This is a genomic window from Peribacillus sp. NPDC060253, assembly GCF_042727425.1.
Lineage (GTDB): Bacteria > Bacillota > Bacilli > Bacillales > DSM-1321 > Peribacillus.
Genome location: NZ_JBHXAS010000013.1, coordinates 52,056 through 70,084, shown reverse-complemented (window position 1 = coordinate 70,084; position 18,029 = coordinate 52,056). Strand labels below are relative to the sequence as shown.

The 18,029-nt window shown below is 39.1% G+C and carries 13 protein-coding genes; 3 read left to right on the top strand and 10 right to left on the bottom strand.

Going from position 1 to position 18,029, the window contains the following annotated elements:
• Positions 1–33: 33 nt before the first annotated feature.
• The 4 genes from ACFWE9_RS05715 to ACFWE9_RS05700 all read right to left on the bottom strand — a co-directional run bounded on the left by ACFWE9_RS05715 (position 34) and on the right by ACFWE9_RS05700 (position 4,660).
• The gene (locus tag ACFWE9_RS05715; RefSeq protein ID WP_230159289.1) at positions 34–1,053 is read right to left on the bottom strand and encodes an AI-2E family transporter; all 1,020 of its coding nucleotides are present in this window, start codon (positions 1,051–1,053) and stop codon (positions 34–36) included.
• A 208-nt stretch (positions 1,054–1,261) separates the two neighbouring features.
• Positions 1,262–1,492: an excisionase family DNA-binding protein gene (locus tag ACFWE9_RS05710; RefSeq protein WP_230159290.1), complete on the bottom strand. Its 231-nt coding sequence runs from the start codon at positions 1,490–1,492 to the stop codon at positions 1,262–1,264.
• Positions 1,493–1,712: 220 nt separating this feature from the next.
• Entirely contained in the window at positions 1,713–3,956 is a 2,244-nt protein-coding gene (locus ACFWE9_RS05705) for a family 43 glycosylhydrolase (protein WP_377355983.1), read from the bottom strand.
• Positions 3,957–3,976: 20 nt separating this feature from the next.
• Positions 3,977–4,660, bottom strand: a complete 684-nt coding sequence (locus ACFWE9_RS05700; RefSeq protein WP_230159292.1) for a PA14 domain-containing protein — start codon at positions 4,658–4,660, stop codon at positions 3,977–3,979.
• Positions 4,661–5,428: 768 nt separating this feature from the next.
• On the opposite strand from ACFWE9_RS05700, the gene ACFWE9_RS05695 reads away from it, so the two are divergent.
• The gene (locus ACFWE9_RS05695; protein ID WP_230159293.1) at positions 5,429–6,355 is read left to right on the top strand and encodes a glycine-rich domain-containing protein; all 927 of its coding nucleotides are present in this window, start codon (positions 5,429–5,431) and stop codon (positions 6,353–6,355) included.
• Positions 6,356–6,791: 436 nt separating this feature from the next.
• On the opposite strand, the gene ACFWE9_RS05690 is transcribed toward ACFWE9_RS05695, so the two are convergent.
• The 6 genes from ACFWE9_RS05690 to ACFWE9_RS05665 form a co-directional block, all read right to left on the bottom strand.
• Positions 6,792–11,126 carry a hypothetical protein gene (locus ACFWE9_RS05690; protein ID WP_377355981.1) on the bottom strand — a complete coding sequence of 1,445 codons (4,335 nt, stop codon included), beginning with the start codon at positions 11,124–11,126 and terminating at the stop codon, positions 6,792–6,794.
• A 182-nt stretch (positions 11,127–11,308) separates the two neighbouring features.
• A complete protein-coding gene (locus ACFWE9_RS05685) occupies positions 11,309–12,505 on the bottom strand; it encodes an MFS transporter (protein WP_377355979.1) in 1,197 nt (398 codons plus the stop codon).
• A 375-nt stretch (positions 12,506–12,880) separates the two neighbouring features.
• The gene (locus ACFWE9_RS05680; RefSeq protein WP_230159296.1) at positions 12,881–13,843 is read right to left on the bottom strand and encodes a sensor domain-containing diguanylate cyclase; all 963 of its coding nucleotides are present in this window, start codon (positions 13,841–13,843) and stop codon (positions 12,881–12,883) included.
• Between the two features lie 666 nt (positions 13,844–14,509).
• Positions 14,510–15,304 carry a DUF4097 family beta strand repeat-containing protein gene (locus tag ACFWE9_RS05675; protein WP_230159297.1) on the bottom strand — a complete coding sequence of 265 codons (795 nt, stop codon included), beginning with the start codon at positions 15,302–15,304 and terminating at the stop codon, positions 14,510–14,512.
• Positions 15,297–15,851 (bottom strand): DUF1700 domain-containing protein, encoded by a 555-nt coding sequence (locus tag ACFWE9_RS05670; protein WP_230159298.1) that lies wholly within the window; start codon positions 15,849–15,851, stop codon positions 15,297–15,299. Before ACFWE9_RS05670 ends, ACFWE9_RS05675 begins: the two co-directional genes overlap by 8 nt.
• A complete protein-coding gene (locus ACFWE9_RS05665; protein WP_230159299.1) occupies positions 15,848–16,168 on the bottom strand; it encodes a PadR family transcriptional regulator in 321 nt (106 codons plus the stop codon). Before ACFWE9_RS05665 ends, ACFWE9_RS05670 begins: the two co-directional genes overlap by 4 nt.
• A gap of 236 nt (positions 16,169–16,404) precedes the next feature.
• Between ACFWE9_RS05665 and ACFWE9_RS05660 the strand changes: the two genes are divergently transcribed.
• Both ACFWE9_RS05660 and ACFWE9_RS05655 read left to right on the top strand, forming a co-directional pair.
• Positions 16,405–17,463: a DUF2157 domain-containing protein gene (locus ACFWE9_RS05660; protein ID WP_377355976.1), complete on the top strand. Its 1,059-nt coding sequence runs from the start codon at positions 16,405–16,407 to the stop codon at positions 17,461–17,463.
• On the top strand, positions 17,456–17,992 hold the full coding sequence (locus ACFWE9_RS05655; RefSeq protein WP_377355974.1) for a GDYXXLXY domain-containing protein: 537 nt from the start codon (positions 17,456–17,458) through the stop codon (positions 17,990–17,992). The genes ACFWE9_RS05660 and ACFWE9_RS05655 overlap by 8 nt, the downstream gene beginning before the upstream one ends.
• Positions 17,993–18,029: the final 37 nt, after the last annotated feature.

Genomic DNA, 18,029 nt, shown 5'->3' with positions numbered 1-18,029 from the left:
GCCCCGCTAAAGGGGCCGCTGCTTAACTAATCTTTATGTGACTTCCTTATTCCCCTCTTCAATATCTAACATATCCAACAGGAAGATGAAGATCGGTATCCCGATGATCAAGCCCCATATCCCAAGGAAATGCTCGGAGAACAGTAAAATGATAAAGGTGAAAAACGTTGGAAGATTTGTTTTTGCCGACATGAATTTCGGATTTAAAATATAGCTTTCAAGTGCATGGATCACAACAATCATAATTAACACAGCAATCACTTTTGGCATGCCGCCGATACTATAGGCAATCATGCTAAGTGGAACAAGGGAGATGATGACCCCTGCAACCGGGATTAAACCCAGAAAGAAAATCATGATCCCTAGACCCAGTAACTGTGGGAACCCAAGTATCCATAAAAAAGCTACTGATAGGACGGCATTTGTAAGGGCTATTAAGAACTGTACCTCTATCACTTTTCCGAATGAATTGATGAATATAATGCCAAAGTGGCCTAAGTTTAAGAAAAAAGATTTAAATTTGGCCCGCTTGAATTTAGAAGTGAAGCGAATGATTTTATCCTTTTCCAATAAGAAAAATAGACTAAGCAACATGGAAATGAAAATTTGAAATGCCAGTTTACCGAAATCGGATAGATAAAGGTAGAGTGTATTCATCTGTGTTTGAAGATCGAGCGGCGATTCCTGCTCGTTTATTAAACCAATGGCATATTGAATGACCCTACTATCTGGTGGATGTTGAAAGAAGAAAACAATCTGTGTGACTAATTCCGTGAATTGCAGCGTAATGACCGGTAAATATTTGTAAAGAACAATGGCTAAACAAGAAATGACGATTACGTATAAAAAGCTTATAACAACTTTAGAGTTGATATGCATCACTTTGTTCAGCCGAATCATGATAAATTGCTCCAGCCTTCCCATTAGGAAAGTGAAAACAAATGTGAACAACACAATATTAACCATACTTCCGATGCTTATTAATAAGAGGACTAACACAATCAATGTAATTAACCTTGAAAAACCTTCACTTTGTAAATACTCTTTTACCACTTACCTATCTCCTAACTACCATTCTGCCGTGATAATTCCTTCTACTTTTTATTTTACACGGAATTGTAGGTTTCTACTACAAATACCTTCCATTGACAACAAATTTATTTGAATGATCATTAAGCACTATGATGCGGACGTTAGTTAATACCTTCTTAGCATCCACGTTCATTCGTATATGAAAAAAGCATCTGCCAATTGGCAGATGCTAATCTTCATCCTTTACATCGATATCTTCTGGAATGGGTTCGTTATAATAATCCGCTAATTGCTTTTTATATTTCTCCATTTGCTCAAGATGAGTATTAAACTGCTCTTTAAAAATCAAATGCTGCTCACCGTCATGAACGGTGCGAATTTTATTCTGAACGATCAAACTTTTTATATAAGATTCCGGCATCGATAAATATTCCGCAGTCTCTTTTACTGTCAAGTACATGCCTTCACCCCTTTTGCTTAACTATACTAGATTAGAGGCATAATTTGAAGTGCTTGACCTCAGCGACTTATTCACCTTTCCCTGCTAAGCATGTATGATACCAGCTTAATTGGTAACTTCCTGAACTGATAAGATATGACTTTACCTTTATAAAAACAAAGAGCGTGTTCCAAAAGTAAACTTTTGGAACACACTCATCAATCTATCTATGATACAAATTTTATTCCCATGTTTCTAGTAAAGCATTCGCATCAGCATTTAGATTTGCCTTCACATCATCGTCAATATATTTATCATTTGCCTTTTTGTTTAAAAGTTTCAGGAAGTCTTTCATTTCCTTGACTGCTTGCTTGTCGTTGCCTTTATCCAGTTGATGTTTGGCTTGGTCTAGATGCTTGCTTAATTGGCCTGCTAATCGACGATCGATTGCACCATCACCTGCATACGTACCAACAAGTTTTTCAATGGATTCAATACTAGTCGTGACCACTATCTTCAAAGGGTTCGATGTAACGATATAACCATTCAAACTAACTTTTACATAGACGATCGCCTTTCCTGGATCATGAGCAGTGATGACTCCATCCTTTATCGAAATTACTTTCTTGTTGCTGCTCACATACTTGATAGTTGCTCCGCTTAAATCTGCTGCTTTCCCATTACTATATTTTCCGCTGATATTTAAGTCTGTCGTCTCGGTTCGGAGCAGTTTCGATCGCTTGGTCTTTAAGGCAACGGAATCTAGTCCTACAACCTTTATTGTATAGGTATCATTTATTTCAGGGTTACTTACCAGTGTGGCTTTTACAACTACAGTTCCCTTTTCTTTTGCAGTTACTAGGCCTGTTTTCGAAACACTAGCGACTTCTCCTCCCCTTTCGATCGACCATGTTACTGACTTATCAGTCGCATTAACTGGGAGTACTTTTGCTGCTAATTGAAGCGTTCCACCCTTTGTACGAATTTTCGCAGTTCCATCTTTGGCCGTGATTTCCAGGGAAGTACCATTCGATGGTTTTTGAACAGTTACAACACTTGATACTTCATGACCATCGATAGTTGCTTTAATAGTAACGGTTCCTACTGCTTTTCCAGTTACCATACCTTTCGAATTTACAACTGCAACATCTGTATTGTCAGAGTTCCAATTGATTTTATTTGTATAATTAGCTGGCTTTACAGTTGCATTGAATTGAAACGTTTCTCCTACATTCACGATTGCATTTGAGTTCATGGTTAATTTCGTTGCAGGTACGGTTGGTGCAATTGGATTTGGAATATCTGCCTTATACAAAGTTAAATGGTCCAAATTCACATTACCAATACTGCCATTATCAATTCGATAACTAATTACGTTTTTACCTTTCTTTAAGCCCAAACGTTCAGAGGCAGTAAACCATTCATCCCAGCTGATTGCCGTTTTATCCGGTGTAATTGTTTTTACATGCATACCATTTACATATACATTGATTTTTGCTCTTGCAGGCAATTGTGTCTGAGGTCTATCTGTAGATTCTCCTTCCACTTGTACACCATATGCATATCTCACGCCTACGATATAGTCACCTGCTTTTTCTGCATTAACGACAAAACTTGCTTCAGCACCTGGTTTTTCTGGCAAGTTAATATAACCAGTTCCTTGATAATTTGCATGGCTATTGTCTATTTTAATATCACCATAGTGAATGGCATCTTCCCCTTGATACATATCACCTTGCCCTAAATCACCTGAAGGCAATTCCTGCCATTCATAGGGAGAAACAGGTTGGCCAAAATTAGGTGTACCATCTTCATTCCACCCAAATTTCTTAATGCTTACTTGACGCCACCCATTAATCCCAGTATCTTGATATACTCGTGAATGATAAATCATCCAATCTTCCAAACCATCTGCCGATTTTACAAAGCCTGCTCTGGCAGGACCAGATACATCACTGGTAGATACAAAAACATCATTTGTACGCGTCCAAGAATCCTGGTTTAAGATATCCCCATCTGTATTCGTAAAATAAGATAAACGATAATCATTTCCTGCAAAGTTACCTTCTGACATTGTGATAAATACTTTTCCATCTTTTTGTAATACACGAGGACCCTCCCCGCCGCCGCCTGGTAAGAAAGAGCGATCTGCTGAAATCGTATAAGGGTTATCCATTGGAGCAATTGCCGGTCCGATTGGCTCTCCGGAACCCAAGGTACCCCATACAGCATATAGTTGTCCATTATAGTCAAATACCGTTAAGTCTTTTGCTTGTTTATAATCGCCATTTTCACCTAGATATAAGGCGCCTTTATCCACATATTCCCCTTGGGGATCATCGGTAACCGATTCCAAAACCGTCCCCATATGTTTGTAATCATATTCTTTTAAGTCAGCACAGTAATAAATATACCATTTGCCATCAAAGAAGAAGATTTCTGGAGCAAAAATACGAGTTTGTGTTCCTTGGGAATCAAATACCATTACCTTTTCCCCCTGGTCTGTCAGGGTACGCGATTTGGATACATAAACTTTATTGTTACTTTGTCCGTAAAGTTTTTCAATAAATAATCTATCTTTTGAATTTCTGCTGTCAATTCAGCTTTTTTCATAGTAATAAGTTTCTCTATCGGCAGGAAAAGTGCAGATTCTGGAACGACTTCTTTAACCTGACTTGCACTTTCCCATTTCATACGAAGCCAAGAACCGCCCCATCCTTGTAAATATTCAACTTTAATATCATAATGTTTTCCTGCTTCCAAAGAAACGGGAGTACTTACTTGTTCTTTTTCCCACTCTTGCTTCCAAAAATCTATAATCAATTCACCGTTAATCCAGAGTCTGAATCCATCATCGCCCTCCATGGAGAAGGTATAGTCTTCTGTAAATTCCGGTACTATTGTACCTGTAAAACGAGCAGTATTAAAATCGGGTGTTCCTGAAAATTCATTAAAAATGTCGATAAAAGAATCACCATTTAAATTTGCAACGGCTCTTTCACCTCGTTTATCATCGAACTTAAATACACTAATATCATTTCGATTATCAGGGTTTTTTTCAACTTTAAAGAATTCACCCAGCAATCCGTGACCATCCATAGTCGGATCTGCAGCCCGAACGTTCATGGGTAGGTTAATGATGCTTGCAAAAAGGATGATTGCCAAGAGTATTCCTAACACCCTGTTCATAATGATTCCTCCTATATGCCAATTCAGCTTTTTTTATCCCCAATTAGGGAAGTGGATACTTGATTTCACGCTTTTCTTGTTATCTATTGACAGGGATACACTGAAGATACTTTCATTTCTTGGTGCCACATTTTCCTAGGCAAACCTGTATATCTTGTTGTCATCCGTTCAATAGAGATGATCATGATGACCCTGGTGTAATATTTGCAATTAAAAAAACTAGGCAAACAAGTTCTTTAACAATGAACCCATTAGATTTTTTTCGTCCAATTTACTACCCCTCCCATAATTTTAATGACCATAGAAAAACGAAATGCACCATTTACAAACTCACTTCCGGTCATTTACCCATGCTAAAAACCTGTTAAAGTATCTGACTTTCTTCATCATACAGATTTTAATAAAAAATGTATTTATAATAAAACATGTCTTTTTGTAATTTTCAGTTTTATTTTAATGTATTGTCTTTTTTAGCAACTTTTCCCCAAGATCATCTTACAAATTCTATCCTAATATAAGGCATCTTTTTTAGGGGACTTACTGTTTCCTATGCGATTCTTAAAGGATAAGGAGACAGGACAATCAGTTTACAAATACTTTATATGCCCAACATTTCAAACGAAGATTTTAAGCTGCCTTCAAGCAAAGAGCATGTTCTGCCTACACACCATATGGCTGATAAATCACAGTAATATCTTACAATCCCTCCCAATAACATGTAAGATAATGTTAAAGTAATCTATCCATAGATTAAGAGGAGTGGACAAAATGACCTTCTTTTATGTCATTCTTGCAGCAATTTTTGCTATCTTTCTGGTCACTTTAGTGAAGCGGCAAAGTGAGCCGGCTAAATTAGAACGCTATCAACATGAATTCCGTAAATTTCATGCGGAAACTTTAGATTTGCAAGCAACGGAAATCGTTTCAGAAGAATTGATTGAAAAGCTTAACAAAGCACTGGATTTCGATTATATGGAAAAGGTCAATACTGAATTCCGGCAGAAGCATCCCAGGGAATCGCAGATAAAGGTCAATCAGACTTGGCGTGAATTGAAACGCTACTTGATTATGGCTGCCGTGTTTGGAAAAGTTGAAATGTTTAATTCAGGCATTGATGAGCTGTGGCATATCATGCTGAATTATAGACAGGAATATGATGAGTTTTGCCAGGCTTTCATTGGCAGGACCATTCAGCACCATCCTCATTCAGAACCCGCTTTCAAACCCGAAGAGCGCACTCTTTTTGACTTTTACTATGTTCAGCTATTTACGGTGGACTCCCCTTCCCTTCAAAAATGGGGCAAGTTTTTCAAACATGATAAAGGGCAAACGCTTCTCCGCGATTTTGAAACGTTGGAGCTTGAGCAGTTAAAAGAGAAATATATGCGGAAACCGACAAGTATACAAGCGGAACGGACCTTTGAATCTTTCACTTCCCAATTTAAAGAAAATCGCCCCATGACAGAATTGAATTGGCGGAAAACGTACGATCAGACGGACTACGCAGCTCCTGCCTATTTCACTTATGCAAGCACCGATGATTTTGACAGCGAATTTAAAGATATTTTCGGAAATGAATCGAACACAGTTTCCTCTGGATCCGGCCATGTCGGTCATGGTGACCATAGCAGTTCCCATGACAGCAGTTCTGATTCCTCATCTAGCTGTTCTTCATGCAGTTCTTGCTCGTCTTGAGCTCCACAAGAAACGCTTGGAATGCCCAAGCGTTTCAATTTGATGCGATGGATGATAATGAGTTACGAAAATTCAGACCAGTTTTTGTATATGCAAATTGGGAAATAGAAATTCATGATTGGCCAGAGGAAATAAAAAAATAGAAGAAGAGAAAGAGAGCTTTTAAGTGCTCTAAGTTTGTAGACAAAAGGAGTTCCATCTAAATTTCAAAACAAGAATGGAATGGGTGTGCGAGACTCCTGCGGGAAGAGCGCGTCCATGGGAGACCCCGCAGGAGCCATGGTCGCCGAGGGCTGACCGCCCAAGAAAAGCGAGTACCTGGAGTGGGACGCAACAAAAAAAAACTGTATTCAAGCCCGATTATTAACGAGTTTGCCTACAGTCTGAAACGCTTGGATACCCAAGCGTTTTTATTTTGCCCAATTTTCCTGCTTCATTAATTCCAGCGATTGAACCAATCCTTGATTCTTTGTTTATTTTTCTCAAGAACCTCCTTCGATGTCCGGTTATCTTTTTGTTTTTTCCATTCAAAGAAAGAGGCAATTCCGATAAGCAGCCCTCCGCCGATGATTAAATACAGCCACCATGGCATCTCGCTCCACATCGAATTGGTGTTACTATAAACATTGAACAAAATGGTGCCAGTTCCAGCGATGAAATAGGATTTATATTTCAGCATGAATCCAAAGAGCATGGCCGCCAAAGACACTGTGCCGATAATGAGCGCATCATATAAGGTATTGCTTGCCATTGCATCAATGATCAAGACCAAAAACAAGAGAAAGACGATGCCAATCTCAATATATTGCGTGATTTTACCTTTAACATAGACTTTCTTCAGCAGAATGGTGCTGACGATGAACAGCGGCAGAATATCAGCCTCCTCCTCAAGGACAGCAGGTATCGTGATTTGGTTGATGATGACCCAATACGGATATAGACTGAACAATATCGCTGCAGCCAAATGGATTTTTCTTTCTACCATTCCTGATGTCATGCTTCTCATCAGGATGAAATATGTTGGTATTAGAAGGGCTGCGATGATTTCCAGAATGAAATGTGCAGGCTCCACCGTCAAAACATTCATATTCATGGCCAGTAAAAGTAGCAGACCATATATCCTGTAGGAATCGACCGTTATACCCTGATCTTCCTTTTTAAATAGTCCATCGAAATAACGACGGCTTAAAAGCAGCATCACTAGCATGCAAATGAAAAGAACCATCACCCCCATTACAACCGATAGGTTCCCGGCATAGACCACGATGCTTAAGAAAGGATACAAACTGACTAGAGCAGCAATATTAGCATAGATTCTCCTTGCTTGCCGCTCCTTTGTTAAGGTTCTCAGTAATATGAAATAAGCCGTTAACAAGAGCGATACAAAAACCTGAAGTAACTGATGCTTGGTATCATTAAAAATCTCCACATTCATGTCGATCAAAAAGAATAAACCATAGATTCTAAACGGATCGAAGCTTCTCCCTTCTTCGTTTTTCTTGAACGACCCGTTGGAATAAACCATACTTAGCAACAACATTCCTGCCATACAGACAAAAAGAACAGCCAAACTCGTGAAGATCGGAAGCGTATGGGCATAGTCTTTGATATTCATAAACGGGAAAAGGCCGATGATAACCGCTATTCCTGAGTAAATGTTTCTTTCTTTCTCCTGAATCGTGAAGCGTCTCATCAGGATGAAGTAGCTCGGTAACAGTAGGGAAACTAAAATCCCCAATATCCCAAAACCCCTATCCCTCATAAACACTTCCAGATTCATGGTACATATATATAACAGGCCGTATATCCGATAATAATCAATGAATCTCATTGTTCCCTCTTGTTTGACCAAACCCTTGAAATAGCGACGGCTAGCGAACACCATCACAGCCGTGCATACAAACAATACGATAAACGCCATAACCAGAGGTAATGTATTTACATACATATTGTAGAAAATGAACGCCAGGCTTAAAGGAACCACAGCGTAGTTCCGCCAATTCCTTTTCATGAGCAGATACCAAGCAAACAAGAACTGTACTGTCAGCAGCCCTACCCAGACCGCTTCCCGGTTTAGCGGAAAATCCCGGATTGCCGTTTCCAATATGGATATAGTAATCGCCAAATGAATGAATGGAATAAGGTAATACTCCATGATGCCTTTCCAATTCTTATTGGATGCAGCCCACAAAAATGTGATGATTCCTGCTGTTATCATCATGCATAATGATGTGATGAATACTATTTGCTCCATGTTTGCCAAAAATAAATGGACCTGTAGGAAAAGCACGGAAAAACCTAGATAGGTAAATACGTATTTTTCCCACTTCGCACGTGAACTTATAGCACTGAACATATAAATCATCAGCTGTGCAACATATAAAAACGGCGAACTTTTCGTTTGGACAATAAGCAAATACCCAATAGGGATCGCCAGTAAATTGGCTAGATGGCTGGCGTAAAGGAAGTACAGTTTCCCATTTTTCGAATATTTCCCTAGCACTTCTCCTAAAAGGAAAAAGATAAAAGGGCCGAACAACACGAACGTAATTTTCATCACCATTGAACCAAAATCAAAAACATCATAGAGTGAAGCATATAGGCCAGCACTTGTAATCACGACAGGCACCCAAAATATGTGCTTCCGATGCACATGGACGGACCAACCGTTTATTGCAGAAACTAGGGCCAAAACCCCGCTTGCCCCCAATGGATTCAGCGAATCGAACGGAATCCATATAAAGGAAAGGAGAGAAAGAATCTGTCCACTATAACAAAAAACAGGAAAGAATGTATGAAATCCCTTTTTTACGGTGTAAGCCGCAATGATGGAAATCAGTGAAACCGCCATTAAATAGATACTGACTGGGATATTTGAACGGACCCAGCCGGCACTCTCCATCAAATATGGATAGAATGCAACCAAAGCCAAGACAAAAGTGATGGGAAATCCATAAACGGCGTTTTCCTTCATGTGCTTTGTATCGTCTTTTAAATATGTGATAAAGAAAAGCCCAGAGATCATGACGAGGGCAACACTAACTGCAAGCCAATCCATTTCGCTAAATTTACTTGCTAGGATTACGAGCATGATCATTGGGGAGATAAGTAAGATACTACTCTTGAACAAGCTGTACCTTGGATGACGATTATATAAATACAATCCAAGATATTGAATGACCTGAATAATAAAAATCAGATTCAAAACGGTAGACAAAGAGAATGCTAAGGCAAAGAAAAGATAGACGAACGCTAAATTGAAAACACCAACGGCCGGGTAGGTGAAGCTTTGATTTCTCGATTGAAGGGAAGCATAAACAAGCTGTGCGGAAACGATCATGAGCGCAATGAATAGTTGCTCATAGTTTTCCTGATACACCATCGCGTTTATATATAAGAAGACAATTCCACTCTCAATCAAACTGGTAAACATGAAGTTCTTGGAAAGCTTAGTCATTTTCACTTTAGCCAAATATTTCGATAGAGCCGTAAAAATGATGGGTACAAGTGCAAAAGCAATGACCGAGTACTCGCTTAAAATAGAATTAAAAACAAAATGTATATAACCATACGTAAAAATGGCGCTAAAAGCCATTTCATAATATTTCTTTTGGAATTTAACGGCAAAAATCAAAAACAAAGCAGCAAAGACAATCAACGTTAGTGAATAAGCAAGGTTACTTGCAAATAACGTCAAAATCACAAAGGCTTCCACAATGATCTTAAACTGGATGAATTGAAAAATGATTGGTTTGAATAGTGTTAATGCTTTTTGATTTTTCAATTGCTCAACATTCCATAATAAGATGATGTTAAGGGCGCCAATCGCCAAAAACATCCACTCGATAGTCGGCGTCAAAAAGGCTAAGCCGAAATAGCAGGTAATGCCAAACGTAAATATGGAAATGAAAATGAATATTTTCGACTTAAAGTAGTCAGCAATCTTAACATATATGGCTAAGCAGAGTAATCCTCCAAGGAACCCCAGCAGCCCCCGCCCCCCACCATGAAGTGAAAGATACTCTCCAAAGATCTGATAATATGATGCTGATAAAATCGTTATCGGAATAAACAATCCCGCTAATGTCAGGAACGCAAAAGCCGTCTGTTGAATTTTCAGCTTCGAAGCGATGAAGGCCATTCCCGTGAAAATGACGGATACCATTCCAATGAAGATAACTTTCAGGATTGCATTCAAATCCCCCCATGAAGTGGTAGCCAAAATCAACCCACCGAACAGAAGTAATATGACCCCGGTGAGCAGGACGACAGAGATATTCCGTTCCCTGATTTGCTCAGGTGTTTTCTTCGGCTTTGCCGGTTTTACCGGTTGCTCCCGCTTGATTACCTGCTGTTGCTGTTGAATAACCTTTTTCCTTTCTGTGCCATTCGCCATGACTGGTTCAGGACTTTCCTCCGAAACCAATTCCTTAAGGTCATAACCGATCTTCTCATCTTTCATTTTTGATTGGTTCAATCCAGCAGATTCCTGTAATTCTAATGAGCCTTCTTCTTCAATCAGGCTATCTTGATCCCTCTTCACGAAACTTTCACCCATGATGGGGTCAGGTCTTTGATTGGATTTCTTTTTTTCATGCTCCAAGCGCTTTTGTTTATAGATCACTAATAGGAAATGCCGATCGTATGCCCTGCTAATCCGGATATATTCTGATTTATGGATCAGCCGCCTTTCCCATAAAGCGTCCAGTTCTTCCTGGAAAATACGCTTCCTTTTTTCTAATGTCATTTCTTCATTTGAAGAATCATTCATCCCCAAGATTCCCCTTCCTTCACATGGACCTTATATCATCGTATGTATATTCACTTTTCGATAATAACAAAGTTTTACCATTTTTTAAATATTAAGGATGATTCCATCAGAAAAACAAATGACACCAGCGACATTCCAGCAATAAAAAAAAGAATGACTTCTCCTGAAGTCATCCAATGTCCTTACATGGATTTTAGCTTATCCTCACTTCTGATAATCCATAAATAAACGAGCATCGAAATAAAAATCGAGATGGCTGCGGTGATATAGATACTCCTATAACCAAAGAGAAAGCCAATTTGCCCGAACATGATGGCACCTATGCCCACTCCAAGGTCAAAAAAGGAAAAGTACGTTGCATTCGCCATCGCCTTCCGATTTGGTGCCGTTTTTTCAATGGACCATGCCTGCAACGCCGGCTGAACGGAGCCGAACCCAAATCCATAAAGCACTGCCGCAATGAAAAGGACCACTTCACTTGGCATCCAAGCTAGCAGCAGCATCCCTGCCATTATGAGTACTGTCGAAGGCAGAAAGATTGCCCGATGGCCCCTTCGATCATATAATCTGCCTGAGAATAACCTTGTGACCATGAGGGCCATTGCATAAACCAAAAAGTACCACTGAATTCCTTCCACGCCTTTTTCTGCTGTATAAAGGGGAAGGAAAGTCGCAATTCCACCAAATGTAACGGAAATGAAGAAAATGAGCAAAGATGGCTGGAGGGCACTTTTTTCATAAACATCAAACCTTTTGGCTACCACTGACGTTGATGGATCAGTTCCCACTTTTTGATATCGAATAAGTGATGCCGTAATGATGGCAAACAAGCCTAATAATGAGCAGATTAAAAACAACTCTTGAAACGGAAGGATAGTAACTAGAAAAAGACCCAATGCTGGCCCGAATGCCAGTGCTAAGTTACCCGATAATCCGTAATATCCCATCCCCTCACCACGCCGTTTCGCAGGGATTATATCGGAAGCAATCGTGCCTGAAGCCGTTGAAGAAAATCCCCAGCCGACGCCCTGTACAATCCGCATCATGAATAACAAGCCGATGCTCCCCATAAAACCGAAGGAGCCCACCGACAATGCAAAAATGGCTAACCCGGCAAGAAAAACGATGCGCCTTCCCTTCGTCTCCAATAATCTGCCGGCAATTGGCCGAACAAGCAAAGCCGAAAAGGTGAAGATCCCAAGGACAGCCCCCACCAGGCGATCGTCACCTCCAAGCTGCTCAACAAACAATGGGAGGGTTGGCATCGTCATTTGAAACCCCATGAAGATGCACAGATTGGCCAAACAGATCATGATAAAGTCACGCGTCCAGATTTTGTCAGTACCTCTTACCCGTTCATCCACTAAGGTTTCCCTCATATCCCTTCACCTTCTAATAAATATAGTCATTGCCAGTTTACTAAAATCGGTTAAAATAAGCGAATGATTTATTTCGTGTACCTAAATATATATATATAAATAAAAGCCCACTATGACACTGGGCTCCTCCTTTAACATTCATAATGAAAAGCTGACATAACCCTTTTCGTCTACTTACCTTCCGTATGCAAACTAACAATTTAGTTTCGCCATGCTGTCATACATACTACCATTGCCCCTATTCATCATTCATACAGCGGAACGACTCGGAATCCTTTTAGTTGAAACGAATCCCGCCAATCTAATGCCCAGGAATCAACCATACTGCTAGTGAGGAATGGTAGTATCGCCCTATCTTATTGTCCCCCATATCCTTCATCTAACCGACCGAACGAGTTTCTGTTCTTTTCTTCGCCGTTTATCTTGAAACATTTTTTGATCTGCTTCCATGAATAAGCTATCCATATTCCCTTTGGAATGCGAACGGTAAGCATGCCCGAATGACATACTGATGTGAAGGCCTTTGTTAACAGAATTATGTAAAAGGATTTCTTCATTTAATAATTTACAAAGAGATTCCACTTCTCGCTTACTTCTATCAATCAATAGAATGGCAAACTCATCTCCTCCCACTCTTGATACAACAGCGATGTCCGAAAAAATTCCTTTCAATAGATTTGCCGCTTCTTTAATCAATTCATCCCCTCTCTTATGGCCATACGTATCATTCATAAATTTCAGTTCATCTAAATCACACAATATCATCGCAACCTGAGTGTCAAAATCTAGATTGGATTTGGCAGATATATTATCGAAAAACTGTCGATTATGGATATTCGTTAATGGGTCATGGGACATTTGATACTCCATATCCTGTATGAATCTCACTCTTTCATCGATATTCCGAATGATTCCTTGAACGGCTACCAATTGCTCTTCTTCATATATAGGTGTAGCATATTCCTCGAACCACAAATAGTTCCCCTCGTTATCTCTCCATCGTTGAATGACCGGCTTAGTATAATCAATCCCAACGTATACCTTTTCATTTAGGATTTCAAAGTCATCAGGATGAATTCTTTCAAAAGGCAAGGAAGGGTCATTGTAAGCTTCTTCCAAGACACCCTGACCTAAAAATGTATTGATGGATGGACTTAGATACCTAAACTTGGAACTTGGATTTGATTCGTAACAGTAGATAATATCCTTAGAACTTTCCACTATATTAAAAACCTTTTTTTGCTCTTCGAATCCTTTCTTCAGATAATCCTTTTCCCTTTTCTTGCGAGTGAAGATCGTACGTTTAAATATATCTAATGACAATTTATTGAATTTCATTCTACAGCCCCCATACTTTTGAAGTCATTTTCATTAAAATTTTTCCCTTGGGTTTGATGGCGGACTTACACGGTTCATTCACGACTTTTAACATAATTATCCTTTCTATATTATAATTCCAAAAACATCTAAAAGGAAAAACATTAAATGTATTTCCTTATGAAAGGAGACAGCTGTTTTGGCTTCCGTTTATGATTCATTCCTAAACCTGTATTACCATAAGCCAAAGTCCGTTCATGAAAATAAACTGGCCGCTTCACTGAAAAAAGCAGACCCTAATGGGTCTGCAGTTTTTTTAGATTTTTAAAATTTGACCGTTGATTTCCCCTCCAGGCACTCGCTTTCCGCGCTTTTGCGCCTGTGGGGTCTCCCTTGGACTCGTTTTTCCCGCAGGAGTCTCGTACACCTGTTCCAATCAACTTTGTTTTAACAGTTAGATAGAACTCATTTGCCTACAGTCTTTTTGTTTTAAAATAGAAGTATTAAAACTTTAGGTGATATGGATGCTTTCTAAACATAATTTTATTCAGCGAGATTAACTTGAAATGATTACTTTAGATCAACTGGTACCACCTAACCATTTGGTTCAAATTAAATAAAAAATCAAAAAGGCTTCGGGATGGGACCATTCCGAAACCTTTTTGTCTGCTTTTTCATGTTTCAAGGCTATTTCGTTACTTCTATCTTTCCATTATTCGTTTCCAATTTCACTAAGTTTTCACCCTTGCCAATGACAGTATTGCCATCATACTTACCAAGGATATCTATTTTCCCATTGTCTACATGAACATCAAAGGTCGTATTTGTCGGTTCATTCTCTGTTTTGATCATGATTTTACCGTTATCACTTTCGAGGTCAATCATCCTATCCAGGTCTTTCGTGGCCAATCTGATTATACCATTATTCGATGACCCCACCAGATTACCCTCTACATGATTAAGATCGACTCTTCCATTAGCGGATTTCACTTCGACTTTTTCGGTTATTATTTCATTTAATTCCACCCGGCCATTTTGAGATTCCACATATAGATTTCCAATTTTCAGTTCTGACATTTGCACTCTACCATTATCGGATTCGACGACAAATGATTTATAAGATTTATCAGGCACATACACCTTTAAATGTAAGGGTTGAATATGAAAGCCAAAGCTAAAGGTACGTTGATCTTTTAATTTTACTGATAGCTTCTTCCCTTCTACAGCTGCAGTGAAATCTAACTTGGAAACATCCACCCCTTTTGAAACCAACTCTATCGTGGTGTCCTTATCCTTCGTTGGAATGATTTCGACAGTTGCATTGTCAGTGTCGATTTGCACGTCCGTAACGATATCCGAAATCGTCTTCTTCTCTGTAGTCGCTTTCTGATTCGTCACTTGGGAAAACGTAAACATACTTCCAATTACTCCAATCAATAACAATACAAGTGCAATGATCGATAATTTTTTAACATTAATCATTTTTCAAACCGCCTTTCACAAGGGAAGCGTTAAATTTCAAATAGCGAATGAATCCTTTAGTTAAAGCACTCGTAGCGACAAACATTCCCATGGCAATGAAAATCCCAATCCCGCATAGTCCCAAGGCAAAGAACAGATCAAACAATTGAAAGCTGCCCACTATAAGGTTAAAAAGTACACCAAACGGAGCAAGAATGAATGATATCGCCGCTGCCCATCCTGCAATAACAACTCCAACCAATGCTATAAAAGGTCCCAAAACGATGACTAAATTAAAAAATCCCAAACCAATGACTGCCCAAACGGCCCGCATTACATTACCGGCAGAAGTCGTTTGTTCGACTTGACCAAGATGGTAGGAGGCCAATAGTTCCTTTGAGATCTGTTTAGGATTCCCAAGTGATGTGGAAATTTCCTGCTCTGTCTTCCCTTTTTCCATTCCAATTGCGAAATACTCTTCGTAATCTTGCAGGATATCCTGCCGTTCCTCTAAGGAAAGCCTGCTTAAAGAGGCGTTCAACTGTTTTATAAACTGTTCTTTATTCATTGGTTCACACCTTCCTCAATTAATTGATTGACCCCTTTGGAAAACTCATTCCATTCCGTCAGCAACTCTTGAAGGTATTTCCGGCCCTTGTCTGTTAACTTATAATACTTACGCGGCGGCCCTTCTGTAGATTCTTGCAAATAAGTCGTAAAATATTCTTCCTTCGTCAATCGTCGTAAAAGTGGATATACGGACCCTTCTGATATCTCAATCTGATTTGAAATCTTCTGTACAAGTTCATAGCCATAGCGATCCTGCTTATCCAATAAGACAAGGACACACAGTTCCAAGACACCTTTCTTAAATTGTACATTCATGGCGCCATCACTCCTTCCAAAAATTTTTCAGTATAGTTCAATAAACAGTACTGAACATCGAATAATACATCCTATGCAAATAATTTACCACACGGTATTGTTTATTGCAAGGTACTGAAAATATTTATTTTTTTGTCATACATGCCCTCCAATGAGGGTAGAAGAAAATTAAGATATATTCAAAGCTGAGAGAGAATACGTTGTATAATAGTAAAATATGGAAAGGGGGAATTGTTTTGGCCAAAAAACAAATAACGAAAAAACGATTCGAGTTTCTCGAACATGAATTTAATTACCTTGAAAAAGGAGGAGTCATTTCCCAGCAAGAAAAAGAGAGGATGTTAGCTTCCTATAATGTAAAAGGAAATTTGAGCTTCATTACTATACTATTATCCATTGGGGCACTTCTTTTAGGTTTAGGCGTATTGACCTTCGTTGCCAGCAACTGGATCTATTTGAATAAAGCCGTTAAATTCCTACTTATCATTGCATGCCTCATCGGAGTGAACTTTGCTGGTGTAAGGTGGCAGGTACGCTTTCCCAAAACGTCACGAAGTCTGCATTATGCAGGTATTCTGATTTTTGGTGCAGGGATTTTTTTAATTGAGCAGATGTTTAACATAAGCATCAATTTCAATAGTTCATTTTTATTATGGGCCATCGGAACGGTATTCATCGGTTACTATTTAAAGGATGTCTTCATTCTCCTTTTTACATCATTCCTGCTTTTCATTTATATTAACGGAAGTATATTCCTTGATGAAACGTCTTATCCGCTAGCGATTCTTGTGTCTTTACCAGTTTTATACATCACATTAAAGAAGTTCGATTACCCTAAATATCTGGCCTTTTCCCTTAACGCTTTAGCCATCAATACAATCACTTTATTTTTAATGGAATTCGTGCCGAAGTTGGATTTTGATAATTCGAATACGATTGTCCTTTCCATTCTATTTGTGTTGGGAATCCTGCTGGCCTATATTCCAGTCAGAAATAAATTACAAAACATCACCCACATACAAGGGCATATCTTACATGGTATTTCAGCACTCTTCCTTACTTTTGATTTTTCAATCTGGTTCCCTTTAGCATATTTCGTATTTCTACTATATCTCATTCTCAAAGGCAGTTTGACCAGCATCGTGATCATATGTGCACTGATTTTCAGATATTATCTCGATTCCTTTGACTTCCTGCCAAAATCACTTACATTCATCATCGGCGGCATCATGCTTATCGGTTTTGGTTTCTTCTTTGAAAATCGACGAAAAAAAGGAGGAGCTCTCAATGAATAAGTCATCGTTTCGACCACACATCGTATTCACCATTCCTGTCTTGATTCTTTTAGTCTTGGCGATTCCTCCAGTCTGGACAACAATGACAGGAGATGAAATCAAGATCAAAACCGCTCCGGTCGACCCGACTGACTTGTTTCGTGGCAGCTATGTGGCCTTGAATTACGAAATTGAATCCGTTAAGCCTTCACAACTCGAAGACTCGATTAAATCCGAGTTCAAAACAAGAAATATGGGTGATTATAAAAAGGTATATGTACGTTTGAAACAAAACACTGATGGACTTTATGCTGTCGATTCCGTGACGAAAGACAAACCCAGCAAAGGCATTTACCTTAAAGGGGAATTGGAAATCCCTTATGACCTGCAAAATGTTACAACTGTTCATATCAGATACGGTCTGGACAATTATTTCGCATCCGAGGAAAAGGCAAAGGAAATGGAGACCGATGCATTGGCCAATCCTTCAGTGGCGGTAGTAAAGGTTCGTAATGGCAATGTTGTATTAACGGACATTGTCATTGAATGAATGCATCCCCGTAAACTGGCAAAAAGAGCATCGGATT